Origin of the sequence: Franzmannia qiaohouensis (assembly GCF_031451695.1) — a bacterium.
In the GTDB taxonomy this organism is placed as follows: domain Bacteria; phylum Pseudomonadota; class Gammaproteobacteria; order Pseudomonadales; family Halomonadaceae; genus Franzmannia; species Franzmannia qiaohouensis.
In genome coordinates this window covers 127,542-150,427 of record NZ_JARWAM010000002.1, presented here as the reverse complement: position 1 = coordinate 150,427, position 22,886 = coordinate 127,542, and the positions used below count along the sequence as shown (strand labels likewise).

At 64.2% G+C, this 22,886-nt stretch carries 21 protein-coding genes and 1 tRNA gene; 7 read left to right on the top strand and 15 right to left on the bottom strand.

Annotated elements, in window-relative coordinates; all coding sequences use genetic code 11:
- The first annotated feature begins 21 nt into the window (after window positions 1–21).
- The 3 genes from QC821_RS02905 (at window position 22) to QC821_RS02895 (ending at window position 2,600) form a co-directional block, all read left to right on the top strand.
- Complete coding sequence (locus tag QC821_RS02905) at window positions 22–1,275, top strand: SufS family cysteine desulfurase (protein WP_309716723.1); 1,254 nt, start codon at window positions 22–24, stop codon at window positions 1,273–1,275.
- An 8-nt stretch (window positions 1,276–1,283) separates the two neighbouring features.
- Window positions 1,284–1,856 carry a putative Fe-S cluster assembly protein SufT gene (gene sufT / locus QC821_RS02900; RefSeq protein WP_309716720.1) on the top strand — a complete coding sequence of 191 codons (573 nt, stop codon included), beginning with the start codon at window positions 1,284–1,286 and terminating at the stop codon, window positions 1,854–1,856.
- A gap of 63 nt (window positions 1,857–1,919) precedes the next feature.
- Window positions 1,920–2,600, top strand: coding sequence for a SanA/YdcF family protein (locus QC821_RS02895; protein ID WP_309716717.1), 681 nt, complete (start codon window positions 1,920–1,922; stop codon window positions 2,598–2,600).
- Here the strand turns inward: QC821_RS02895 and QC821_RS02890 are convergent.
- The 4 genes from QC821_RS02890 to QC821_RS02875 all read right to left on the bottom strand — a co-directional run bounded on the left by QC821_RS02890 (window position 2,597) and on the right by QC821_RS02875 (window position 5,606).
- On the bottom strand, window positions 2,597–3,037 hold the full coding sequence (locus QC821_RS02890; RefSeq protein ID WP_095620957.1) for a hypothetical protein: 441 nt from the start codon (window positions 3,035–3,037) through the stop codon (window positions 2,597–2,599). The genes QC821_RS02895 and QC821_RS02890 overlap by 4 nt on opposite strands.
- A gap of 124 nt (window positions 3,038–3,161) precedes the next feature.
- A complete protein-coding gene (gene rimK, locus QC821_RS02885) occupies window positions 3,162–4,070 on the bottom strand; it encodes a 30S ribosomal protein S6--L-glutamate ligase (protein ID WP_309716712.1) in 909 nt (302 codons plus the stop codon).
- 52 nt (window positions 4,071–4,122) lie between these two features.
- Window positions 4,123–4,560 carry an ATP-dependent zinc protease family protein gene (locus QC821_RS02880; RefSeq protein WP_309716709.1) on the bottom strand — a complete coding sequence of 146 codons (438 nt, stop codon included), beginning with the start codon at window positions 4,558–4,560 and terminating at the stop codon, window positions 4,123–4,125.
- Between the two features lie 14 nt (window positions 4,561–4,574).
- Window positions 4,575–5,606 carry a DUF3549 family protein gene (locus QC821_RS02875; RefSeq protein ID WP_309716707.1) on the bottom strand — a complete coding sequence of 344 codons (1,032 nt, stop codon included), beginning with the start codon at window positions 5,604–5,606 and terminating at the stop codon, window positions 4,575–4,577.
- Between the two features lie 265 nt (window positions 5,607–5,871).
- Between QC821_RS02875 and QC821_RS02870 the strand changes: the two genes are divergently transcribed.
- Window positions 5,872–6,204, top strand: a complete 333-nt coding sequence (locus tag QC821_RS02870) for a YqcC family protein (RefSeq protein WP_309716704.1) — start codon at window positions 5,872–5,874, stop codon at window positions 6,202–6,204.
- Window positions 6,205–6,206: 2 nt separating this feature from the next.
- Complete coding sequence (locus tag QC821_RS02865) at window positions 6,207–6,707, top strand: gamma-glutamylcyclotransferase family protein (RefSeq protein WP_309716702.1); 501 nt, start codon at window positions 6,207–6,209, stop codon at window positions 6,705–6,707.
- Between the two features lie 138 nt (window positions 6,708–6,845).
- On the opposite strand, the gene QC821_RS02860 is transcribed toward QC821_RS02865, so the two are convergent.
- Window positions 6,846–7,457, bottom strand: coding sequence for an OmpW/AlkL family protein (locus QC821_RS02860; RefSeq protein ID WP_309716699.1), 612 nt, complete (start codon window positions 7,455–7,457; stop codon window positions 6,846–6,848).
- Window positions 7,458–7,791: 334 nt separating this feature from the next.
- Here QC821_RS02860 and QC821_RS02855 point away from each other — a divergent pair, with 334 nt between their 5' ends.
- Window positions 7,792–8,097, top strand: a complete 306-nt coding sequence (locus QC821_RS02855; protein WP_309716696.1) for a cyd operon YbgE family protein — start codon at window positions 7,792–7,794, stop codon at window positions 8,095–8,097.
- 75 nt (window positions 8,098–8,172) lie between these two features.
- Here the strand turns inward: QC821_RS02855 and putP are convergent, their stop codons facing one another.
- From putP to QC821_RS02810, 9 genes are all read right to left on the bottom strand, one after another.
- Window positions 8,173–9,651: a sodium/proline symporter PutP gene (putP, locus tag QC821_RS02850; RefSeq protein WP_309716693.1), complete on the bottom strand. Its 1,479-nt coding sequence runs from the start codon at window positions 9,649–9,651 to the stop codon at window positions 8,173–8,175.
- A gap of 50 nt (window positions 9,652–9,701) precedes the next feature.
- Complete coding sequence (proC, locus tag QC821_RS02845) at window positions 9,702–10,523, bottom strand: pyrroline-5-carboxylate reductase (protein ID WP_309716690.1); 822 nt, start codon at window positions 10,521–10,523, stop codon at window positions 9,702–9,704.
- Between the two features lie 68 nt (window positions 10,524–10,591).
- Window positions 10,592–12,097: a sodium/proline symporter gene (locus QC821_RS02840; protein ID WP_309716687.1), complete on the bottom strand. Its 1,506-nt coding sequence runs from the start codon at window positions 12,095–12,097 to the stop codon at window positions 10,592–10,594.
- Window positions 12,098–12,339: 242 nt separating this feature from the next.
- Complete coding sequence (gene putA, locus QC821_RS02835) at window positions 12,340–15,531, bottom strand: bifunctional proline dehydrogenase/L-glutamate gamma-semialdehyde dehydrogenase PutA (protein ID WP_309716684.1); 3,192 nt, start codon at window positions 15,529–15,531, stop codon at window positions 12,340–12,342.
- 200 nt (window positions 15,532–15,731) lie between these two features.
- Complete coding sequence (locus QC821_RS02830) at window positions 15,732–16,550, bottom strand: AraC family transcriptional regulator (RefSeq protein WP_309716682.1); 819 nt, start codon at window positions 16,548–16,550, stop codon at window positions 15,732–15,734.
- Between the two features lie 75 nt (window positions 16,551–16,625).
- Window positions 16,626–17,000, bottom strand: coding sequence for a hypothetical protein (locus QC821_RS02825; RefSeq protein ID WP_309716679.1), 375 nt, complete (start codon window positions 16,998–17,000; stop codon window positions 16,626–16,628).
- 138 nt (window positions 17,001–17,138) lie between these two features.
- Window positions 17,139–19,319, bottom strand: coding sequence for a catalase/peroxidase HPI (gene katG / locus QC821_RS02820; protein ID WP_309716677.1), 2,181 nt, complete (start codon window positions 19,317–19,319; stop codon window positions 17,139–17,141).
- 443 nt (window positions 19,320–19,762) lie between these two features.
- A tRNA-Gly gene (locus QC821_RS02815) sits at window positions 19,763–19,836 on the bottom strand.
- A gap of 269 nt (window positions 19,837–20,105) precedes the next feature.
- Window positions 20,106–20,516: a CBS domain-containing protein gene (locus QC821_RS02810; protein ID WP_309716674.1), complete on the bottom strand. Its 411-nt coding sequence runs from the start codon at window positions 20,514–20,516 to the stop codon at window positions 20,106–20,108.
- 214 nt (window positions 20,517–20,730) lie between these two features.
- Between QC821_RS02810 and QC821_RS02805 the strand changes: the two genes are divergently transcribed.
- Entirely contained in the window at window positions 20,731–21,036 is a 306-nt protein-coding gene (locus QC821_RS02805) for a hypothetical protein (protein ID WP_309716671.1), read from the top strand.
- 7 nt (window positions 21,037–21,043) lie between these two features.
- Here the strand turns inward: QC821_RS02805 and glpD are convergent, their stop codons facing one another.
- Window positions 21,044–22,522 (bottom strand): glycerol-3-phosphate dehydrogenase, encoded by a 1,479-nt coding sequence (glpD, locus tag QC821_RS02800; RefSeq protein WP_309716669.1) that lies wholly within the window; start codon window positions 22,520–22,522, stop codon window positions 21,044–21,046.
- Between the last annotated feature and the right edge of the window lie 364 nt (window positions 22,523–22,886).

Here is a 22,886-nt window from a genome sequence, read left to right as displayed (position 1 = left end):
CGCGCCCCTCAGGAGAGTGACATGACCGAACTTGCCACCCGACTCGATACGCCAGCGCTGGATGTCGCCGCGCTGCGCGAGGAGTTTCCGATCCTGGCCCGCGAGGTGCACGGCAAGCCGCTGGTCTACCTCGATAACGCCGCCACCAGCCAGACGCCGCGGCGGGTGATCGAAGCGTTCAGCAACTACTACGCGGGCTACAACGCCAATATCCATCGCGGGCTGCATACCCTGGCCGATGAAGCCACGGCGGCCTTCGAGGGTACTCGTGAAACGGTGCGCGGCTTCCTCAATGCCGGCGACAGCCGCGAGATCATCTTTACCCGCGGCACCACCGAGGCGATCAACCTGGTCGCCAACGCCTGGGGGCGCGACAATCTTCGCCCCGGCGACGAAGTGCTGGTGTCGCGCCTCGAGCACCACTCCAACATCGTTCCCTGGCAGCTGCTGGCCAGCCAGCTGGGCATCGTGGTCAAGGTGATTCCGGTGGACACTCGCGGGGTGCTCGACCTCGACGCCTACCGCGGGCTGTTCAGTGAGCGCACCCGGCTGGTGGCGGTTAACCACGTCTCCAACGCCTTCGGTACCGTCAACCCGGTGAAGGAGATGGCGAGCATCGCCCACGCCCACGGCGCGCTGATCCTGATCGATGGCGCCCAGGCGGCGCCGCATCAGGTGGTGGACGTGCGCGATATCGATGCCGATTTCTACGCCTTCTCGGGGCACAAGGTCTACGGGCCCACCGGGGTCGGCGTGCTGTACGGCAAGGCGGCGCTGCTCGAGGCCATGCCTCCGTGGCAGGGTGGCGGCGAGATGATCCAGACGGTGTCGTTCGAGGCGCCTACCACCTTCGCCGCGATTCCCCACAAGTTCGAGGCCGGCACTCCGGCGATTGCCGAGGTCATCGCCCTCGGCGAGGCGCTGCGCTGGCTCGAGGGCGTTGGCGTCGAGGCCATCGGTGCCTGGGAAGCGCAACTGCTGGAGGTCGCCACCCAGCGGGTGCTGCGTATCGACGGCCTGCGTATCCTCGGCACCGCGCCGCGCAAGGCCAGCGTGCTGTCGTTCGTGGTCGACGGCGCGCATGCCCAGGATATCGGCCTGCTGATCGACCAGCTCGGCGTGGCGATTCGCACCGGGCACCACTGTGCCCAGCCGCTGCTGGCGCAGTTCGGTGTCGATGCCACCTGCCGTGCCTCCTTTGCGGCCTATAACACCCTCGAGGAAGTCGAGATCTTCGCCGCCGCCCTGGAGCGGGTCATTGGCATGGTGAGATAAGGAGTCGAATGAGCGATATCGAGCAGATTGCCAGCCTCCAGAAGGGCCAGAGCCTGCCGCTGCAGCGCGACGTGGCGGTGATCTCGATCCCCTTCGGCAAGACTATTACCCTGCCCGAGGACAGCATCGTCTCGGTGATGCAGGCCAAGGGCAGCAGCGTCAGCGTCGCCTTCGAAGGTCGCCTCTACCTGGTCGAGGGCGCCAATCTCGACGCCCTGGGCCTGGAGGCGCTGCCGCGTCCGACGCTGCAAGAAGATGCCAGCGACGAGGAGATCGAGCAGTTCGTGTGGGATCAGCTGCGTACCTGCTTCGACCCGGAGATTCCGGTGGATATCGTCGAGCTGGGGCTGGTTTACGGCTGTCGTATCGAGCGCTTGCTGAGCGGTGAGCGCATCGTCACCATTCGCATGACGCTGACCGCACCCGGCTGCGGCATGGGCGACGTGATTGCCGCCGACGCGCGCAACAAGATCCTCGGTGCGCCGCAGATCAGCCAGGTGCATACCGAGATCGTCTTCGATCCGCCCTGGAGTCGTGAGATGATGAGCGACGAGGCCAAGCTGGAACTGGGCATGTTCTGAGCCGGCGCCCGGCCGCGGCTTGCCGCGTCAATGGGGCGCGGTTGCCGCCAACCGGGGAGCTCGATGCCGATAATGATGTCGCTGTGGAAGCCTTTCAGGGCCGTGCTGATGGTGCTTGGCGCCGCGCTGCTGGTGGCGGTGCTGCTGTTCGTGGCCGCCAATGCCTGGGTGCTGGCCAAGACCCAGGCGCGCATCGAGCACGACCTGCCGATCTGCAGCGCGCAGCCGGTGGCGATCGTCTTCGGTACTTCCCACTGGACCCGCGCCGGCGGCCGCAACCCTCACTTCGAGGCGCGCATGAGCGCCGCCTCGCGGCTGATGCGCATGCGTCGAGTCCAGCATCTACTGCTCTCCGGCGACAACCGCACGCGGTTCTACAATGAGCCGGTGACCATGTGGCGCGACCTGCGCGCCCGCCAGGTGCGCGACGTCGACATGACCCTCGACTACGCCGGCTTCAGTACCTTCGATACCCTGTCCCGGGCGCGCGATGTGTTCGGCGTCGAGCGGGCGCTATTGGTCACTCAGTCGTGGCACCTGCCGCGGGCACTGTTCATCGCCGATGCGCTGGGGCTCGAGGCCACCGGCTGTGCGGCGCCGGCACAGCCGGTGGCCGGTGTGTGGCGGCTACAGATGCGCGAGTGGGTGGCGCGGGTGGCGACCCTGGGCGATCTCTATCTGTGGGAGCGGCGGCCCTATTTCCTGGGACCATTGGAGCCGCTGGAGATCGCGCCTCGGGCTTAGCGGCGCTGCTTCTGGATGCGATAGAGCTCGCGGATCAGTGCCCGGCAGTTCTTCCAGCAGCGCTCGATGACCGGCTCGATGGCATCCGGCAGGGGGTGGGTATGGACCGTGGCCAGCGCCTGCATCAGCACGCGCTCCTGCTCCAGCAGCTCGCCGATCAGTACCTGGCTGTCGTTGCCGACGAAGCTCTTGAGGCGACTCCACAGCCACAGGTAGTCGTCGCGCTCGACGTCGGCGTCGCGTGGCAACAGGCGCAGATGCTTCTTGGCCAGCGTCTGCAGCTCATGCATGGCCGCATCGCGCTCGTCATAGTGAGGCTTGAGCGTTTCGCGCAGGGAAGGGCGCAGGCGTTCGAGATTGTCCTGAAAATAATCGAGACTGTCGGCCAGCGCTTCCAGCAGGCTATCCATCGCCACCTGGCGATTGTCAAGAAACATGAGCGGTCACCTCCTCCGGTGACCCAAATTGTGCGGGTGGAAACAGTGTTTTGCTAGCCCCGTTGCGAATAATTTTCGCGTTTGCACACTTTTATCCGTTATTCGGGGCTTAGCTTGCCTGTGGTCAGCCCTTGGGCTTGGGTGGCGCCTTGTGTGAGGGGGCGGCGTGCTTCTCGATATGCTCGATGATCAGCCCGGCGATGTCCTTGCCGGTCGCGGTCTCGATACCCTGCAGGCCGGGGGAGGAGTTGACCTCCATGATCACCGGGCCATGGTTCGAGCGCAGCAGGTCGACGCCGGCCACGCGCAGGCCCATGGCCTTGGCGGCACGAATCGCCGTGGAGCGCTCCTCCGGGGTGATGCGAATCACGCTGGCGCTGCCGCCACGATGGAGGTTGGAGCGAAACTCACCCTCTGCGGCCTGGCGCTTCATCGACGCCACCACCTTGTCGCCGATCACGAAGCAGCGGATATCGGCGCCCTTGGCCTCCTTGATGTACTCCTGAACCATGATGTTGGCCTTCATGCCCATGAACGCCTGGATCACGCTCTCCGCGGCCTGATTGGTCTCGGCCAGCACCACGCCGATGCCCTGGGTACCCTCGAGCAGCTTGATCACCAAGGGGGCGCCCTTGACCATGGTGATCAGGTCGGGGATGTCATCCGGGGAGTGAGCGAAGCCGGTGATCGGCAAGCCCAGCCCCTTGCGTGATAGCAGCTGCAGCGAGCGCAGCTTGTCGCGGGAGCGGGTGATGGACACCGAGTCGTTGAGCACATAGGTGCCCATCATCTCGAACTGACGCAATACCGCACAGCCGTAGAAGGTCACCGAGGCGCCGATGCGTGGGACCACCGCATCGAAATGCTCGATCTCCGCGCCCTTGTAGTGGATCGAGGGGCGGTGGGATGCAATGTTCATGTAGCAGCGCAGGGTGTCGACCACGCGTACGCCGTGGCCGCGCGTCTCGGCGGCTTCGATCAGCCGACGCGTTGAATAGAGGTTGCGGTTACGCGACAGCAGGGCAATGTGCATGGATCAATCCCTTAGCGAATGTCATCGGTATAGGCGGCATGCTAGCCGCGTCTCAGGGCTCACCGTGCAGGAAGGCTTCCCCGGGCGCAATCAGCAATCGACGCATGGTGCGCCGGCCTAGCAGCATCGGGTGGCGCAGGTTGCTGCGGTCGGCCAGGGTCAGTTCGGTGTCGAAATGCAAGCTGCCGAGTTCGAGGCGCGTGCGGATCACGTAGCGCCACTCGGCGTGGCCGTTGGAGCTGGTGACTCGGCGGCGGTCATGGAGGTGCAGCTTGAACGGATGAGCCGGGCTGCCTGGCCCGCCGGCACGAGTGACGAAGCTCACCCAGACATGGCCGTGCTCCTCGAAGGATTCGATATCCTCGGCGTGCAGCGACGAGGTGCGCGCGCCGGTATCGGCCTTGGCGCACAGGCTCAGGCCGAGCTCGGGAAGGGTAACCATTTCACGGCGACCGATGACCGCCTGGGCGTGGTAGGGCAGCGACTTCATGGGGTGTACCTCGCTCAACGCGTGGGTGTCAGGCCGCTCAGGCGCTGGCCGATGGCCGAGCCCGGGGCGGCCTGGCGCAGGGTCATCAGCACCGGCAGCCGCAGCCGGGGAATCAACGCCAGGTCGCGGGCCAGGGCGCTGAACTCGGCCTGGGGATGCTCGGCCAGGCGGGTCAGGAAGCGCGGCAGGCGCTCGTCGTCCTCGAGGTGCTCCCAGCCGCGTGCGGCCATGGCGGCGAGTAGATCGGGGCCGCAGGCGGCCGGGTCGTCGAGCAGCTCGCTGTACCAGGCCGCGGCCACCGAGTCGCTGGCACCCACTCCACGCACGCAGGCGCACAGGGTCTCGAGGTCGCCCTCGCCGGCGGCACGCTCACCGCGCCGGCGTAGCGCCGCCGCCAGGCATGGCGCCAGCGGCAGGTGCTCGAGGCAGTAGCACAGCGGTTGCAGCACTTGATCGGGTAGTGCGTCGAAGCGGGCGGCGATGCGCTCAGCCTGGGCGGCGTCGTGGCGCACCGCGACGTCGGCCAGGCCCTGTAGTCCCAGCGCCTGCCATTCGTGCTGGTGTTCGCCGGTGAGGTACTCCTCGGCGAGTTCGTGGTGCTGGCTGGCGGGGGCGTCGAGGTCGGCACTGGCGCGCGCGTGGAGCATGGCCTGCAGCGGCAGCGTCGGTGTGAAGGCCAACGGGTTGTCCTTCATCAGATTGTCGATGTGGCTGGCTTGGGACGGCGACTCGAGGTGCTCGGCGCTGCGCCCCAGGGTCTCCAGCAGGCGCTGGATGAAAGCGTCACGCGGCGCGGCGCTGAGCCGGGCCTGTTCGTCCAGCGGCAGGGCCAGGAACCAGATCATCGGCTCCTGTTCGGGGCGTAGGCGAAACACGCAGGCCAGGCGCGCCTCGCCCTGCCAGTGCGCCGGCCACGGCTGAGTGCCCTGCTCGAACTCGGCGAGGGTGGCGGGCGGGCAGGGGGCAACGCGACGGCCCATATGATAGAGCCGCACCTCGGCCCCACTGCGGTCGAAGAAGTCGCTTAGTGTCGCAATCGGCTGCATGGCACTTTCCCTGGGTCGAGCCGCGCACTGTACCGCGAGGCCGGGCTGCTTGTCAGCAGCATCAACGCTTGGTCGAAGCACGCCATCAGGCTCGCTGGTCATAAATTGATCAGTTTGCGCGAGTGCCCATGAGGGGTGGGCATACGACAGTTGTCAAAGGGTTATCCACAGGCTCTTGCAGTGAATCTGTGAATTCCCTCACAGCAGTGGGGTGGCCAGGCCTGGATCGGCACGGGATAATGGCGACATGTCCAAGGGAGAAATCATGAATCCGCACCAACGACTCGACCAGGCCCTGCGCGAACTGGAAGCCACCCTCAAGGCGGCCGACCTGTGGCGGGTCGAGCAGCCCTCGGCCAAGGCGCTGGCCAGCCAACAGCCGTTCTGCGTCGACAGTATGGAACTGCCGCAGTGGCTGCGCTATGTCTTCGTCGCCAGGCTTGATGCGCTGGTCGAGGCCCAGGCACCGCTGCCGTCCAGCTGCAGCGTGGCGCCGGCCGCCGAGGTCTATCTACGCCAGGTGGGCGTGCCGGCGCACCACCTGCTGCTGGTGGTCAAGGCGATAGAGCGCGTCGATCTCGTGGTCACGGAGAACTGAGCATGGCGTACTACTTTGCCTACGGCAGCAACATGAACCCGGCACGCGTCGAGGCGCGCATCGGCGCTACCCGGCGCGCGCTGCCGGGCACACTGGCCGACCACGCGCTGCGTTTCGACAAGGCCTCGCGAATCCCGGGGATCGCCCACGCCAACGTCGCCAGCCAGCCCGGGGCGCGGGTCGAAGGCGCGCTGTTCGAGCTGATGACGCCGCAGCAGATCGAGCTGATGGACCCCTTCGAGGGCGTGCCCCACGATTACCAGCGCCAGCGCCGCGAGATCATTACCCACCATGGCGTGATCGAGGCCTGGGTGTATATCGCGGTTCCCGAGCGGACTCGCGGTTCGCTCAAGCCGGCCCGGGAGTACCTCACCCATCTGCTGGCCGGCGAGGCCTTCCTGAGCGCCGACTATCACGCTCGCCTGCGCGAGGTGGAAGCGGTGGAGGGATTGGATGCCGCGACCCTGGCGGTGCTGGGGCTGCATGCCACCACCGCAGGCTGATGCTGCCCGGTTGGCGCACGCTTGCGCGAGCGCCTCTCTAGCCCTGCACGCCAAAACAGTCATGCATACGAAAACGCCGGGGCCATGGCCCCGGCGTCTGGTTTTCGATGTGGCGACCAATGCCGCCGCATCAACCGATCAGAAGCGGAAGGTCACGCCACCGCCGATGGTCAGCGGATCGACCTTGGCGGTGCCCACTTCGGTGCCGTCGATGCGGATATCACTATCGACATCGGCATAGTTGGCGAAGCCGTTGAGCATCACGTTGTCGGTGACCGCCAGATCGATACCCACCTGGCCAATGGCGCCATAAGAGCGACGCACGTCGAGACCTTCAAGTGACTCACCGGAGAAGCGAGTGTAGTTGAGGCCAGCGCCAACGTAGGGCTGCACGCGCGAGTCGAGGCCGCCCAGCGGGTAATAGTTGACCATCAGGTTGATCGGCATGCGATCCACGGTGCCAGCTGCGGCGCCGTCAACCGTCAGATCGTGCTCGAACTTTTCAGTACCGGAGAGCTCGACGCCGATATTGTCGTGGAACAGGTAGCCGAGGCCGTAGGAGAAGCCGCGCTCTGCGCTGCTGATGCCCAGGTCGGCATCGCCAACGTTACCGTTGTCGGAGCGGGTGTCGGTCTTGGCCACGCCACCGCGCACGAAGAAGTCACCGGCGCTGTAGGCCAGGGCGGACTGGGCGGCAAACAGGCTGCAACCAGCGATGGCGGCGGCGGTAATCAGTTTGGTAGTTTTCATGGGTGTTCTCCTTGAAGCCTTGCTTCGTCACATCAATGCCTTGCCGGATGGCAATGGCGTTCCAAACCGTGTTTGACAACCTAGTATAAGAAACGCTGTTTCCTAAGTCTGGTTGAAAATTGCAATCAGCGCAATAGGGCCGATAAAACCAAGGTATTGCTGAGGTCGTAGTCAGAGTATAGCGGAGGCCAAGTTATACGCAAAACAATTCATGTATCACTTTTGTTTATCTTTGGCTGCGCTGCGCAATCGCCACGGCTCCGTCGCTTGGAGACCTCGCCATGACGGCAATTATCATCTTTACTGAAGCGGAATGGATCGCTGGGAGAAATGCATGCCGAGTTTCGCGACACGTCTCGCCGGACTGCCCCAGGCGCCGCTGGTGGCGATGGGTATTTCGACGCTGCTGGCGCTGTGGCTGCTGTGGAGCCCGGAGCTGCTGAGCGCACTGGCGATGGGCTGGCGGCTGCCGCTGATCGTACTGGGCATCTGGGCGCTGGGGTCAGGCTTCAGCCTAGGCGCTGGACTGGTACCCGAACGGGGTCTGCTGCGACTGCTGTTGGGGCCGCCGCTATGCTGGTGGCTGCTGGGCGCCTTCTCGCTGGTGGTCGTGGCGAGGGGGCTGTGGGGCAGTGGCTGAATTGCGCGCCGGCGGCCACGAGCCACAGCGCAAGGAGCCGCCCATCGGCGGCTCCTTGCGTTCAGGGTGTGACGATTAGCCGCGGTCGATGGCGTCGAACTCGGCGGTCACGCTGGAAGCTGGCTCGTCGGTTGCCAGGCTGACGGCGACGATGGCGAGATAGGCGAAAACCACGCCGGGGACGATCTCGTAGAGGTCGAACAGGCCGCCGGAGAGCTCTGCCCAGACCACCACGGTGATGCCACCGACGATGATCCCGGCCAGCGCGCCCCACTGGTTCATGCGCCGCCAGAACAGCGACATGATCAGTGCCGGGCCGAAGGCGGCACCGAAGCCGGCCCAGGCGTAGGAGACCAGGTCGAGCACGGTGGCGTCGGGATTGAGTGCCAGCAGATAGGCCAGGACGGCGATGCCGATCACCGCGAAGCGGCCGACCCATACCAGCTCCGACTGTGAGGCATCCTTGCGGAACAGCGCCTTGTAGAAGTCGTCGGTGAGCGCCGAGGAGGAGACCAGCAGTTGGGAGTCGGCGGTGGACATCACCGCGGCCAGGATGGCGGCGAGCAGGATGCCGGCAATCACCGGATGGAAGATCAGGTTGACCATGACCATGAATACCGTCTCGCCGTCGCCGAGCTCGCGCGACACGAAACCGACCCCGAGCAGGCCGACGGCCACGGCGGCTACCAGGCACAGCGCTGACCAGCTGACGGCGATGCGCCGCGCGGTGGGGATGTCGTCTTCGCTGCGGATGGCGGCGAAGCGCGCCAGGATGTGCGGCTGGCCGAAGTAGCCCAGGCCCCAGGCCAGCGAGCTGATGATGCTCATGGCGGTCAGCGCCTCGCCGGTGGAGGCATCGCGGAACCACGCCAGCATGTGCTCGCTCTCGGCAGCCAGCGCCGCGCCGGCACCGCTGGCACCGCCCAGGTCGCTGAAGGCGATGATCGGCACGATGGCCAGGGCCGCTGCCATCATCAGGCCCTGGATAAGGTCGGTCCACGACACTGCCAGGAAGCCGCCGAAGAAGGTATAGAAGATGATCGCCAGGGTGCCGACGGTGACGGCAATGGTGTAGTCGAAGCCGAACACCGTCTCGAACAGCCGCCCACCGGCGACCAGTCCGGAGCTGGTGTAGAACAGGAAGAACACCAGGATGAAGATCGCCGAGATTACCCGTAGCAGCTGGGTGTTGTCGTTGAAACGGTTGGCGAAGAAGTCGGGTAGCGTCAGCGAGTCGCTGGCGCGGAAGCTATAGATACGCAGGCGACGCGCGACGATCAGCCAGTTGAGCCAGGTGCCGATCAGCAGGCCGATGGCGATCCAGCTGGCCGAGATGCCGCTGACGTAGGCCGCGCCGGGCAGGCCCAGCAGCAGCCAGCCGGACATGTCCGAGGCGCCGGCGGAGATCGCCGAGGTCCAGGGGCCCAGCGAGCGGCCGCCGAGAATGTAGTCGGAGAGGTTGGTGGTGCGCCGATAGGCGACGATGCCGATGCCGAGCATGACCAGCAGATAGACGCCGAACGTCAGACCGATGGTGATGTTGTTTTGTACCACTGGGTTGTCCTCTTGGGGCGAAATGGCGCGCAGAGGCGCGCCGTGAATGCTTACTTACCGAAATCCTTGGCCATCTCCTGGGCGCGTGCGGCGCAGGCCTGCATGGCACCCTCGACGATCTGGCGCAGCTCGGCGTCCTCGAAGTGCTGGATGGCGCGTTCCGTGGCGCCCTGGGGCGACATAACGTTGCGTTTCAACTGGGCGGGGTCATGCTCGCTCTTGAGCGCCATGCTGGCCGCGCCAAAGCCGGTCTGCAGCGCCAGGCGGCGGGCTGTCTCGCGGGGCAGGCCGAGGTTGACGCCGGCCTCTTCCATGGCCTCGAAGAACAGGAAGAAGTAGGCCGGGCCGCTGCCCGATACCGCGGTGACCGCATTCAGCAGGGGCTCGTCGTCGACCCACTCGACCAGGCCAACGGCGCTCAGCAGCTCGGCGGCCAGGTCGCGCTGCTCGGCGTTGACCCGCGGGTTGGCATACAGTCCCGAGGCGCCGGCACCCACCAGCGACGGGGTGTTGGGCATGCAGCGGATCACGGCCAGCTCGCCGCCCAGCCAGCCCTCCAGGGTGGCGGCCTCGAGGCCGGCGGCGACCGACACGATCAGCGGCTTGCGATCCTGGACCGCGTCACGCAGCGGCTCGCAGACCTGGCGCATGATCTGCGGCTTGACCGCCAGCACCACCACGTCGGCGTCGCTTACCGCGGTGGCGTTGTCGGTCTGGGTGCGGATGCCGTAGCGCTCGCGCAGCGGCGCCAGCATGGTGTCATCGGGAGAAGTGGCGATGATCGCATCGGCCGGGTAGCCGCCGTCGATCATGCCGCCGAAGATCGCGCTGGCCATGTTGCCGGCGCCGATGAAAGCAATCGTCTTGTGCATAACTCTCTCGCTCCTGATACGGGGTCATTTCGCTGCTCGACGCCGCTCGCGGCGGCGTCGTTGGCGGTTCAGCGCTCGGTGCTGGCCTGAGCACTTGTTTCACGGTAGGTCAGCTGACTGACCACCACCGCGACAAGCGCCGAGATCAGGAAGCCGGGCACCGCGGCATTGGTGATACCGAACAGAATGGTGGCGAAAAGATTGTTGATATCCGGCAGGAAGGCGTAGGTCCAGGCCGGCTGCTGGGAGCCCATCAGTACCGCAATGAGGCCGGCGAGCATGCCCCACAGGCTGCCCTGGCGGGTCAGCTTCTTCCAGTACAGGGTCAGCAGCAGTACCGGGCCAAAGCAGGCGCCAAGACCGCCCCAGGCGAACAGCACCAGCCAGAACACGAAGGTTTCGGCGGAGAATGCCAGCAATACGGCGAGCAGCATGATCGTGGCCGTGGCCAGACGGCTGTAGGCCACCAGGCGCGCCTGCGAGATCTCTTCACCGCGATGCAGCAGCTTGTCGTAGATATCGCGAATCAAGGCGCTGGCGCCAACCAGCAGCTGACTGTCGGCGGAGGACATGATGGCCGCCAGGATCGCCACCAGCAGAACGCCCATCAGCAGCGGACTGAGCAGCTCCTGGCCGAGGCTGGTGAACACCGCCTCATGATTGCCGTCGGGCAGCATGTCGATTTCCGGAAAATAGACGCGGCCGATGATGCCGATCATCACCGCGCCCCAGCCCATGATCACGTTCCAGAGTGACGAGATCAGTGCCGCCTGGCGCATCTCGCTGACGTTCTTCAGCGACATGTAGCGCACCAGGATATGCGGGTTGCCGGGGCTACCGAAGCCGATGCCGAGCAGGCCGAGAATTGCCCCGGCGGAGAAGGCGAAGGGATCGACGAAGCCGGCGCCCTGGGCCTGCATCGCCTCGAGGATCGGCCCGAAGCCACCAAGATTGATGATCGCGATGATCGGCAGGATAACCAGCGAGGCGAACATGAAGCCGGCTTGCAGCACATCGGTCTTGCTGACCGCGTGGAAGCCGCCAATCATCACGTAGAACAGCAGTATGACGGCCGTCAGCCACATGCCGCCGCTCTGCGACAGCCCCATGGTGCTGGAGAAGGCGGTGCCACCGGCCACCACCTGGCTGCCGACGTAGGCGATCATGAAGAACACCACGATCAGGGAACTGACCACGCGCAGCGCCTTGCTGCCGCCGGGGAAGCGTGACTCGAGCAGGTCGGGGATGGTCAGGCTGCCGGTGGCTTGGCTGTATTCGCGAAAGCGCCGGGCGACGAAGAAGAACATCACGATTTCGGCTGTGATATAGCCAGCGATCGCCCAGATGGCCTGGAAACCGGACATGAAGGCCATGCCGGTGACGCCGAGAATCAGCCAGCCGCTGCGCCCTGAGCTGACAGCACTCAAGGCCACGGTCCACTTGTTGAGATTGCGTCCGGCGAGGAAGAAGTCCTCGAGGCCGCCGGCGCTTTTCTTGGAGCTGGCCAGGCCGATGATGACCAGGAACACCAGATAGGCGCCAAATACGATTAGGGTAACGGGTTCCGCCGTCATGTCAGTATCCTTGCATTACATGCGTTGTTATTTGGCTGGAGGTAGGGGGGTCACGCCTTGCGCTGCTGGTCGCGCTTGCCCTGGATTACGTAGCAGGCGATCGAGGCCGCAATCAGCAGGCCGGGGAGGCCGATCAGGCCAAAGAAGATACCGGGAGTCATGAGCGTATCCTGTTGATGTTGTGGGGTGATATATACGCATGTGCGTCCCCGGGCCGAGTGACCCGGGGACGCTGTGATGCACTACTCGTCGCCGAGTGCCAGCAGTGACGCATTGCCGCCCAGGGCGGCGGTGTTCACCGTGACGGTCTTCTCGGTGGCGAAACGCAGCAGGTAGTTAGGCCCACCCGCCTTGGGGCCGGTGCCGGAGAGGCCTTGTCCGCCAAACGGCTGTACGCCGACCACTGCGCCGATGATATTGCGGTTGATGTACACATTGCCAACCCGAATTTTCTCCGCGATGGCGTTGGCGAAGGATTCGTTGCGGCTATGTACGCCGAAGGTCAGGCCATAGCCGCGACCGTTGATCGACGCGATAACGCGGTCCAGCTCGCTGGCCTTGTAGCGCACCACGTGCAGGATCGGTCCGAACTGCTCGCGCTCCAGCGCCTCGATGCCGTCGATCTGGAATGCCATGGGGGCCACGAAGGTGCCTTCGGCGGTGCGCGCGGGCTCCAGCGGCGTCTCGGCGAGCAGGCGCTTCTCGCCCTTGAGACGCTCGATATGCGCATTCAGCCCGTGGCGCGCGTCCTCGTCGATCACCGGGCCGACGTCGGTGCCCAGGTCGCGGGGGTCGCCGACGCGTAGCTCGGCCATGGCGCCATCGAGGATCTCCAGCACGCGGTCGGCCACGTCGTCCTGCAGGTAAAGCACGCGCAGTGCGCTGCAGCGCTGGCCGGCGCTCTGGAAGGCCGACTGGATCACGTCGGCGACCACCTGCTCGGGCAGTGCGGTAGAGTCGACGATCATGGCGTTCATGCCGCCGGTCTCGGCGATCAGGGTGGGCAGCGGGGCGCCCTCGCGGGCTGCCAGGGCGCGGTTGATGATCTGGGCGGTGTCGGTGCCGCCGGTGAACACCACGCCGGTGATGCGCGGATCGCTGGACAGCACGCTGCCCACGGTGGGGCCGTCGCCGGGTAGCAGCTGCACCACGTCGCGGGGCATGCCGGCCTCGTGCAGCAGCTCGATGACGCGGTGGGCGACGATCGAGGTCTGCTCGGCGGGCTTGGCCAGCACGGTGTTGCCGGCCACTGCGGCGGCCACTACCTGGCCGCAGAAGATTGCTACCGGGAAGTTCCACGGGCTGATGGCGGCGAACACGCCCTTGCCGCCCAGTTGCAGGTGATTGGACTCGCCGGTGGGGCCGGGCAGGGCGGTGGGCTCGGCAAACAGCTGCTCGGCACGCATCGCATAGTAGCGACAGAAATCCACTGCCTCCTTGATCTCGTCGACGCCGTCGGTGAGCAGCTTGCCGCCCTCCCGCGAGCACAGCGTCATCAGCTCGGCCATATGAGTTTCCATCAGATCGCCGAGGCGGCGAATGATCGCGGCGCGCTCGGCCACCGGGGTGGCGTCCCAGCGCGGGAAGGCGGCCCAGGCGGCGTCGACGGCCTGGCGGGCCTGCTCGGCGCTGGTCCACTGTACGCTGCCGACCGTCTGGCGGCGGTCGTAGGGCGAGTAGACGGCATGGGTGTTGGCCGGGTCGTCGGCGACCTCGACCGCCAGCAGCGGTTTGACGTCATGCCGTTTGTCCATGAAGCCGGCCATCTGGTCCATGAGCGGCTGATACTGACTGCGGATGTTCAAGTTCACTCCCTGCGAATTCTTGCGACCGGTGCCGAAGATATCCCGTGGCAGCACGATCCTGGGGTTGGCGTAGCTCGAGTACTGCTCGAGGGTCTCCACCGGGTGCACGCACAGCGACGCCACCGGCACCTTGGGGTCGACCAGCTGGTGGACGAACGATGAGTTGGCGCCGTTCTCCAGTAGCCGACGCACCAGGTAGGGCAGCAGGTCCTTGTGGGCGCCCACCGGGGCATAGATGCGGCAGTAGGTGCCCTTGGGGGCGCGGCTCAGGGCGGCGTCGTAGAGCGCCTCGCCCATGCCGTGCAGGCGCTGGAATTCGAAGGCACGATTGACGTCGTTGGCCTGCTCGAGGATGGCGCTGATGGTGTGGGCATTGTGGGTGGCAAACTGCGGGAAGATGCGCCCTCGGGTATGGTCGGAGAGCAGGAACTGCGCGCATACCAGGTAGGCGACGTCGGTGGACGCCTTGCGGGTGAAGACCGGATAGCCATCGACGCCGAGCTGCTGGGACTCCTTGATCTCGCTATCCCAGTAGGCGCCCTTGACCAGGCGAATGGGGATCTCGTCGCCCTGGCGGTCGGCCAGACGGTTGAGGTAGTGCAGGGTCGGCAGGGCGCGCTTGGAGTAGGCTTGGACCACCAGCCCAAAGTGCCCCCAGCCGCGGCAGGTGTCGCTCTCGAACACGGCGCGGAACACCTCCAGCGACAGCTCCAGGCGGTCGACCTCCTCGGCGTCGATGGTGATCGCCACGTCGCGCTCGCGAGCCATGGCGGCGAGCTCGCGGACGCTACCGACCAGCTCCTCGAGCACCTGCTGGCGACGTCCGAACTCGTAGCGCGGATGCAGCGCCGAGAGCTTGATCGAGATTGATGGCGCCGGCGTCTTGCTCGGCAGCGCCTTGCTGGTTTTACCGACCTGCTTGATGGCGCGGGCGTAATCGTCGAAGTACTTGGCGGCATCGCGACGCGTGCGCGCGGCCTCGCCGAGCATATCGTAAGAGTAGGTGTAGCCCTTGTCGAACAGCGGCTTGGAGCGCTTGAGTGCCTCGTCGATATCACGCCCCAGGACGAACTGCTTGCCCATGATCTTCATCGCCTGGTACATGGCGCTGCGGATCACCGGTTCGCCCATGCGATTGACCAGCTTGTTGATGAAGTTGGCCGGCTGGCCGTCGCGGGGATGGTCGAGATTGATTACCCGGCCGGTCATCAGCAGGCCCCAGGTCGAGGCATTGACGAACCACGACTCGCTCTGGCCGAGGTGTGACTTCCAGTCGGCGGGACCCAGCTTGTCTTCGATCAGTGCATCGGCGGTGGCCTTGTCGGGAATGCGCAGCATCGCCTCGGCCAGGCACATCAGCATCAGCCCTTCGTGGGTGTCGAGGCTGTACTGCTGGAGCAGCTCGTCGATGGAGTCCACGGCGGTATCCATCTCGCGCACTTCGCGGACCAGCTCGGCGGTCTTCTCGGCGATGCGGCGGAAGTCGTCCTTGTCGGCGCTGAGGCGCTTGACCAGCTCGTCGACGAAGGCATTTTCGTCGACGATATAGTGGTCACTGATGCGCGTGAACAGCGCCTCGAGATCCTGCTGCCAGGTCGTGGCATCCAGCATATTGTTGGCGTTGAGCATGACGAACTCCCTGCGGTTAGTGGTCGGGCAGGGCCTGGCACCGACGAGTACCGGCGGGCGTGGCCGCCTGTCTCGACCAGGGGTGTACCCCGACGTGAACGGTATGTCGTCAATGTAGGGCGGGCCAGCGGTCAGCGTCTTGCCAATTTCCCGGCAGGATTTGTCAAAAACGGGGAAGCTGACGACAGGCGTGTAAGAGCTTAGACCTTGGTCGTATGGGTGTCGCGGTGGATGACTTCGGCGGCGCCGCGCTGGCGCAGCTGGCTGGGGGGGTGGCCGAAGGCGCGGCGGAAGGCATGGGAGAGTGCGCTCTGATTGGCGAAGCCGGTACGCTCGGCGATATGCGAGAGAGGCAGTCGGGTCGAGGTGAGCAGCTGGCGAGCCGCTCCCAGGCGCTGGCGAAGCAGATACTGGTAGGGGGTCAGCCCGGTCTGCTCGCGAAAGCAGGCACTGAAGTGCGCCTCGCTGAGGCAGGCTTCGGCGGCCATGTCGGCAACGCTGAGACGCTCGCTGAGGTGGTGCTGGATGAAGCGGTCGATGAGTTGAATGTCGATGCGCTGGGGCTGCTTCTGGCCCGGCAGTTCAGGGTGTAGGCGGGCATGCAGACAACCCAGCAGGGTGGCGGCCAGCAGGTCGCCCTGGGGGCTGCCCTGAGGCTGCTGGCGCTGATAGGGCTGGGAGAGCTCCTGGGTGAGAAAGGCCAGGTATTGGCGCAGCGGCTCGTCGAGGGCAAAGAAACGCGGCACGTCGAACAGTCGCATCAGTTCGCGATGTGGTCCACTCAGCGACGGTGCATCCAGCGGCAGGTCGAGAATCAGCTGCTGGTTGTGGCCGACGCCTTCGTAATAGTGAACATGGTTGGCTGGGACGATGCAGCCAGAAAGCGCGGCAATCGAGCCGCCCATGCCCTCGATCTCGAATTCGGCATGGCCCGATAGACCAATCACCATCTGGTGGTAGTCGTGGGCGTGGTGCCTGATGGTGTTGTCTAGCGGCATCAAGCGGATGGCACTGGGCATGGCGTCACCTCCGGGTGGGGGACTGCGCGTCACACGTCGCCCATTGTACCCCGCGCGAAGGGGATTTTCAGGCAATCAGGCGTCGAAGTGCTGCTTGTCGCGTAGCGCGGTGTGTGAGGCCAGGTGCTCACGCAGTGCGGCAAGTTCCTCGCAGCCATCCTTGGACAGCAGCGGTTGGCCCCGGGCGGCCTGCCATGGCCGTCCATGCTCGTCCATCAATCGCTGGGCACGGCGGCGGACACTCTCGAGATAGTCGTCATGGCGCACCGGATAGCCGACCACGACGTTCCACTCCGTCTCGCTGGCCTTGCCGTCGAGGGTCTTGTCGAATATCTCCAGCAGGTGCTCGGGCTCGGTGCGATAGCGCGGCGTGCGCGACATCAGCAGGATGCCGATCATGCTGCCGAAGATCAGGATGCAAACGCCGAGGACGAGCAGATAGAGGGCCATGGGCGGCTCCTTAGTGTTGCCTGCCCAACATCTTACATGCTCGTGGCACGCTGCTGTAGGGCAGCGTGTGACGGGGAAATAGCGTGCAGAAACACGAACGCCCCCATGTGGGGGCGTTCGAGGGACTTGCCGTGACTATCAGGCCAGATCGAAGCGATCGGCGTTCATCACCTTGGTCCAGGCGGCGACGAAGTCCTTGACGAACTTCTCGTCGTTGTCGTCCTGGGCGTACAGCTCGGCATAGGCGCGCAGGATGGAGTTGGAGCCGAACACCAGATCGACGCGGGTCGCGGTGAACTTGGTGCTGCCGCTCTTGCGATCCACGATGTCGTAGGCGTTCTTGCCCTTGGGCTCCCAGCGGTTGCCCATGTCGGTCAGGTTGACGAAGAAGTCGTTGGTCAGCTGGCCAACGCGGTGTGTGAAGACACCGTGCTGAGTGCCGCCGTAGTTGGTGCCGAGCACCCGCATGCCACCCAGCAGGACGGTCATTTCAGGCGCGGTCAGCCCCATCAGCTGGGCACGGTCCAGCAACATCTCTTCCGGCTTGACCACGTACTCCTTCTTCTGCCAGTTACGGAAGCCATCGGCCAGCGGCTCCAGCGGCTCGAAGGACTCGGCGTCGGTCATCTCGTCGGTGGCGTCACCGCGGCCCTTGTGGAACGGTACGCGAACCTCGTAGCCGGCGGCTTTTGCCGCCTGTTCGACGCCCAGGTTGCCGCCCAGTACGATCACGTCGGCGATGCTGGCACCGGTCTCGGCTGAGATCTGCTCATAGACCTTCAGCACCTTGGCCAGACGATCCGGCTCGTTGCCTTCCCAGTCCTTCTGCGGGGCCAGGCGGATACGCGCGCCGTTGGCACCGCCGCGCATGTCGGAGCTGCGGTAGGTGCGTGCGCTGTCCCAGGCGGTGCAGACAAGCTCGTTGAGGCTCAAACCACTCGCGGCGATCTTCTCCTTGACCACCTCTTCGATGTAGTTGGTCTCACCCTGGGGTACCGGGTCCTGCCAGATCAGATCTTCGTCCGGCACTTCCGGGCCGATGTAGCGTGACTTGGGGCCCATATCGCGGTGGGTCAGCTTGAACCAGGCGCGCGCGAAGCAGTCCTTGAAGTACTCGGGGTCTGCCATGAACTTCTCGCAGATCGCCCGGTATTTCGGGTCCATCTTCATTGCCATGTCGGCATCGGTCATCATCGGATTGCGGCGCACGGACGGGTCGCTGGCATCGACCGGCTTGTGCTCTTCCTTGATGTCGACGGGCTCCCACTGGCTGGCACCGGCGGGGCTCTTTTTCAGCTCCCACTCGTAGCCAAACAGCAGCTCGAAGTATCCCATGTCGAATTGGGTGGGATTGGTGGTCCAGGCACCTTCCAGGCCGGACGTCACCGCATTGGCGGCCTTGCCCTGCAGGTTGGGGTTCATCCAACCAAAACCCTGCGACTCGACGTCGGCTGCTTCGGGCTCCGGCCCGAGCGCCTCGGCATCGCCGTTGCCGTGGGTCTTGCCGACGGTGTGGCCACCGGCGGTCAGGGCGGCGGTCTCTTCGTCGTTCATCGCCATGCGGGCGAAGGTCTCGCGCACCTGCTCGGCAGTTTTCAGAGGGTCGGACTGGCCGTTGACGCCTTCCGGATTCACGTAGATCAGACCCATCTGTACCGCGGCCAGCGGGTTCTCCATGGTGCTGGGATTTTCGACGTCCTCGTAGCGGCTATCGGACGGCTCCAGCCACTCCTTCTCGGCGCCCCAGTAGATATCCTTCTCGGGGTGCCAGATGTCCGCACGACCATAGGAGAAACCGAAGGTCTTCAGGCCCATGGTTTCATAGGCAACGTTGCCGGCCAGGATGAAAAGGTCGGCCCAGCTGATCTTGTTGCCATACTTCTTCTTGATCGGCCACAGCAAGCGACGCGCCTTGTCCAGGTTGCCGTTATCGGGCCAGGAGTTCAGCGGTGCGAAGCGCTGGTTGCCGGTGCCACCGCCGCCACGGCCATCGGCGAGACGATAGGTGCCCGCTGCGTGCCACGCCATGCGGATCATCAGGCCGCCATAGTGCCCCCAGTCGGCTGGCCACCAATCCTGGCTGTCGGTCATCAGCGCGCGCATGTCGGCCTCGAGTGCCTCATGGTCGAGCTTCTTGACCTCTTCCCGGTAATCGAAATCCTCACCCATCGGGTCGGACTTGCTGTCGTGTTGATGGAGGATGTCCAGATTCAGGGCTTCCGGCCACCAATCCGTATTGGTGGTGCCGGTAGTGGCACTGGTGTTGCCACCGTGCATGACCGGGCACTTGCCCGCGGTGTTGCTGTCGTTTCCGCCCATATCACTCTCCACATCGTTTTTGATGGTACTGCGTTGATGGCACTATTCGGTGCTAAAGCAGGGCAAATGCCCGTGCTGGCGATGTCAGTTTTCGACACCGAGTACACACAGCGTACGCCTGAATCCTGGCCCCATGTCACTATCGCATCTACCAAAGTCGTAGCCTGGGGCGCCGGCATACGCTCTCGATGCCGCTGCATATCAAGGTATAACAAACCCCTCGATAGGTAGGATTTGTTTTTTTACACCAGTCCGATAGTGCGATTTTATGGCTGCCACTTCGCGGGTAACGGCGACCATCAACCAGCATAAGCAATAAACGTAGCTGGATGACGATTACAGCCGTGTGATGTGACGTCAGAGACCTTGGCCAGAGGGCCTTCACACTGTGAAGCAGGCGCTGAACCGCAGGGGGATATGGGGAGCTTGGGGAAGGAATTGCCTGGAGCGGGTGAAGGGAATCGAACCCTCGTCTTAAGCTTGGGAAGCTTCTGCTCTACCATTGAGCTACACCCGCAGGGCGCTTTGGATAGTAAATCCAAGTGCTTAGCCATGCAAGGCGTGGGGCGGGTTGCAAAAAAATTCTCTTCGGGGTGAATCATTTCGCTGGGCGGTGGTCGCAGTAGTATGAGCACAATTCGTTGATAGCAGTCGCGAACCTCGTGCTTATGCTTACTTTCGATCTTGCCGCCACGTTCGCGCGTGGCGGCTTTTCTTTGCGTGTGATACGACCCAAGCCAGTGCAGACACCGCCTGGTGGCGGCGTCTGGCGTCAGCGATGGCGTGTCAGTGCTTTCTGCGCATGCGCAGGATGGCCATCAGCACGTCGCGGCGAGTGACGATGCCTACCAGCCGCTCCTGCTCGACCACCGGAAACACCTTGGGCTTGGTGCCGAGCATCTCCTGGGCGAGGTCCGTGATGCTCTTGTTGGGCGTCACCGAGAGCACCTCGTGGCGCATCAGCTCGTTGACCAGCGGCGGCTCGTCGTTGAGGTAGGCACTCTCGAGTACCTTGCCGAGCACGTCCTGCTCGGAAATGAAGCCGATCAGATGATCGCGCTGATCGACCACCGGCACCCCGGGCAAGCGGTGCAGGGCCAAGCCTTCGACCAGGGTGTTCACCGAGGTGGTGGCGCTGACCCGATAGCAGTCACGTGACATGATCTCGCGAACGGTAGTAGGGGCCTTGTTGGGCATGAGCGATCCTCCTTGTGCCGGTACGAGCTGCCTCAAGGGCAAGCGTGTCTCGCGCTAACAGCATAGCCGAGTCCGCCAGGGTGCAGGGTGGCGGGTATTAACACGCCTTACCAACGCTTTCGGGAGGAACCCGGGCCGGGGCTTGCGACTCGAAGAACTAGCGGCAGGCCCATCATGGGGCTGCCCCCACCTATATAGTTGCAGGGGAAGTACCATGGATGCACGTCAGTACCTGGCCAAGAAGGGCGTGATACTCGACAAGGACGACGACAAGCCCAACACCCTGGAGGAACTGGCCTGGTCAAGGGCGCGCGAGGCTGGCCAGCATCGCCCGAAAAGCGGTACACCGCACGACTGGGAGGATTGGGAGCGCTATCACGATACGCTGGCGGACGGCGCCGATGAGTTGGGGCAGAAGATCAATCCCCAGGCGCATCTTCACTTCGTGAAAAAAGAAGAGGCGGAGGAGCGTCAGCGCTCGCCGCTATTGCAGCCCAGGCCCGCTCCGCAAGACGACTGAGAGTGCCTCAGGCCGAGTTCACCATCAGTCGGGAGGCAAGATAGGCCTCGAGGCTGTGTCGCTGCTCGGCGCCGATCAACAAGCCGAGCTTGGTGCGCCGCCATAGAATGTCGTCCACGCAGTGCGCCCATTCATGGCCTATCAAGTAATCCACCTCGCGCTGGCTGAGGCCGGCGCCAAAGTGCTCGCCAAGATCCTCCTCGCGAGTGCACTCGGCCAGGAAGCCCAGGCACAGGCTGCCGTAGCTCGAGGCAAAGCGCCTTGCCCTGGCCTCGCCGAGGAACGGGTAGTCACGCATCAAACGTGCGCTGAACTCGCTCTGCGAGCGTATATCGCCACCCGGCAGCAGTGCATCGGCCGTCCAGCTGCTGCCCATCTGCGGCAATAGCTCTTCGACCTCACGCAGTGCCGCCTCGGATAGCTTGCGGTAGGTGGTGATCTTGCCGCCGAAGATCGACAACATCGGCGCGCCGTGACTGTCCAGATCGAGGGTGTAGTCGCGGGTCATCGCCGAAGGGTCGGTGGACTCGTCGTCGCATAGCGGCCTTACCCCAGAGAAGCTGCTCAGCACATCGTCGCGGCTCAACTGCTGCTTGAAGTGGGCGTTGACCACCTCGAGGATATAGTCGGTCTCCTCGTCGCTGACCGATACCCGCGATGGATCGCCCTCATAGCGCCGGTCGGTGGTGCCGATCAGGCTGAAGTCCTGGTGGTAGGGCAGCACGAAGACGATGCGACCATCCTTGTTCTGCAGGATATAGGCGCGGTCATCATGGTTGAGGCGCGGTACCACCAGATGGCTGCCCTGGATCATGCGAATGCCGTAGCGTGACTGGCGATGAGCGCTGTGGCGAATGAAGCTCTCGACCCAGGGCCCCGCGGCGTTGACCAGCACCTTGGCGTGGCGTGTCAGGCGCTCGCCGGTCAGGGTGTTCTCCAGGCTGATGACCCAGCGCCCCTGCTCCTCCCGCGCATCGATACAGCGCGTGCGCACCATGATCTCGGCGCCGTTGTGCTGCGCCTGGAGTGCGTTGAGCACCACCAGGCGCGCATCATCGACCCAGCAGTCGGAATATTCGAAGCCCTGCACGATGTCGGGGTGCAGCGGGCTCTCGGCATCGAAGCGTACCCGCCGCGAGCCGGGCAGGCTGTCGCGCTTGCCGAGGTGGTCATACAGGAATAGCCCAGCGCGGATCATCCAGGCCGGCCGCAGGTGCGGTTGGTGAGGGAGGATGAAGCGTAGCGGCCAGACGATGTGAGGCGCTTTTCGCAACAGCACTTCACGCTCCTTGAGCGCCTCTCGGACCAGACGAAACTCGCGGTGTTCCAGATAGCGCAGCCCACCATGTATCAACTTACTGCTTGCCGATGAGGTGGCGCTGGCCAGGTCGGCCTGTTCGCACAGGCCGACCGAGAGGCCGCGTCCTGCGGCATCGTTGGCAATGCCGGTGCCATTGATCCCCCCGCCAATCACGAAGAGGTCCATACACGGTGTCGCTGAAGGTGAGGGCATGGCGCTATTCCACCTGTGTCGTCGCTGGGTTGCCACATGGTGACAGATCAGGAGTTGTGTGTTTGAAAACGAACATAGAATAAATTCTTACGAACATCAAGCGCGGTCGTGAATCATCCATGTTAGGGTGTCAAAACATTGATATTGAAGTAAAAATTTGCATTTCTGGCGAGATTGACAGGTATTCTTCAGAGCTTGTGGTTTCGGAAAAAAATAATACTTATCAAGGCGTTAAATGGGTTTTGAGGCCGCCGCAAGGCACTATGGAAGCGATCGCCACAAGCGATAGCGGCTTAGTCAAAAGTATAATGCGATAAAATAATCAATAATAACAGAG

Bases quoted from the DNA above. Each gene is read 5' to 3' on its own strand.
- QC821_RS02905 (WP_309716723.1), top strand. From the start codon at position 22: ATGACCGAACTTGCCACCCGACTCGATACGCCAGCGCTGGATGTCGCC.
- sufT (WP_309716720.1), top strand. From the start codon at position 1,284: ATGAGCGATATCGAGCAGATTGCCAGCCTCCAGAAGGGCCAGAGCCTG.
- QC821_RS02895 (WP_309716717.1), top strand. From the start codon at position 1,920: ATGCCGATAATGATGTCGCTGTGGAAGCCTTTCAGGGCCGTGCTGATG.
- QC821_RS02890 (WP_095620957.1), bottom strand. From the start codon at position 3,037: ATGTTTCTTGACAATCGCCAGGTGGCGATGGATAGCCTGCTGGAAGCG.
- rimK (WP_309716712.1), bottom strand. From the start codon at position 4,070: ATGCACATTGCCCTGCTGTCGCGTAACCGCAACCTCTATTCAACGCGT.
- QC821_RS02880 (WP_309716709.1), bottom strand. From the start codon at position 4,560: ATGAAGTCGCTGCCCTACCACGCCCAGGCGGTCATCGGTCGCCGTGAA.
- QC821_RS02875 (WP_309716707.1), bottom strand. From the start codon at position 5,606: ATGCAGCCGATTGCGACACTAAGCGACTTCTTCGACCGCAGTGGGGCC.
- QC821_RS02870 (WP_309716704.1), top strand. From the start codon at position 5,872: ATGAATCCGCACCAACGACTCGACCAGGCCCTGCGCGAACTGGAAGCC.
- QC821_RS02865 (WP_309716702.1), top strand. From the start codon at position 6,207: ATGGCGTACTACTTTGCCTACGGCAGCAACATGAACCCGGCACGCGTC.
- QC821_RS02860 (WP_309716699.1), bottom strand. From the start codon at position 7,457: ATGAAAACTACCAAACTGATTACCGCCGCCGCCATCGCTGGTTGCAGC.
- QC821_RS02855 (WP_309716696.1), top strand. From the start codon at position 7,792: ATGCCGAGTTTCGCGACACGTCTCGCCGGACTGCCCCAGGCGCCGCTG.
- proC (WP_309716690.1), bottom strand. From the start codon at position 10,523: ATGCACAAGACGATTGCTTTCATCGGCGCCGGCAACATGGCCAGCGCG.
- QC821_RS02840 (WP_309716687.1), bottom strand. From the start codon at position 12,097: ATGACGGCGGAACCCGTTACCCTAATCGTATTTGGCGCCTATCTGGTG.
- putA (WP_309716684.1), bottom strand. From the start codon at position 15,531: ATGCTCAACGCCAACAATATGCTGGATGCCACGACCTGGCAGCAGGAT.
- QC821_RS02830 (WP_309716682.1), bottom strand. From the start codon at position 16,550: ATGCCCAGTGCCATCCGCTTGATGCCGCTAGACAACACCATCAGGCAC.
- QC821_RS02825 (WP_309716679.1), bottom strand. From the start codon at position 17,000: ATGGCCCTCTATCTGCTCGTCCTCGGCGTTTGCATCCTGATCTTCGGC.
- katG (WP_309716677.1), bottom strand. From the start codon at position 19,319: ATGGGCGGAAACGACAGCAACACCGCGGGCAAGTGCCCGGTCATGCAC.
- QC821_RS02810 (WP_309716674.1), bottom strand. From the start codon at position 20,516: ATGCCCAACAAGGCCCCTACTACCGTTCGCGAGATCATGTCACGTGAC.
- QC821_RS02805 (WP_309716671.1), top strand. From the start codon at position 20,731: ATGGATGCACGTCAGTACCTGGCCAAGAAGGGCGTGATACTCGACAAG.
- glpD (WP_309716669.1), bottom strand. From the start codon at position 22,522: ATGGACCTCTTCGTGATTGGCGGGGGGATCAATGGCACCGGCATTGCC.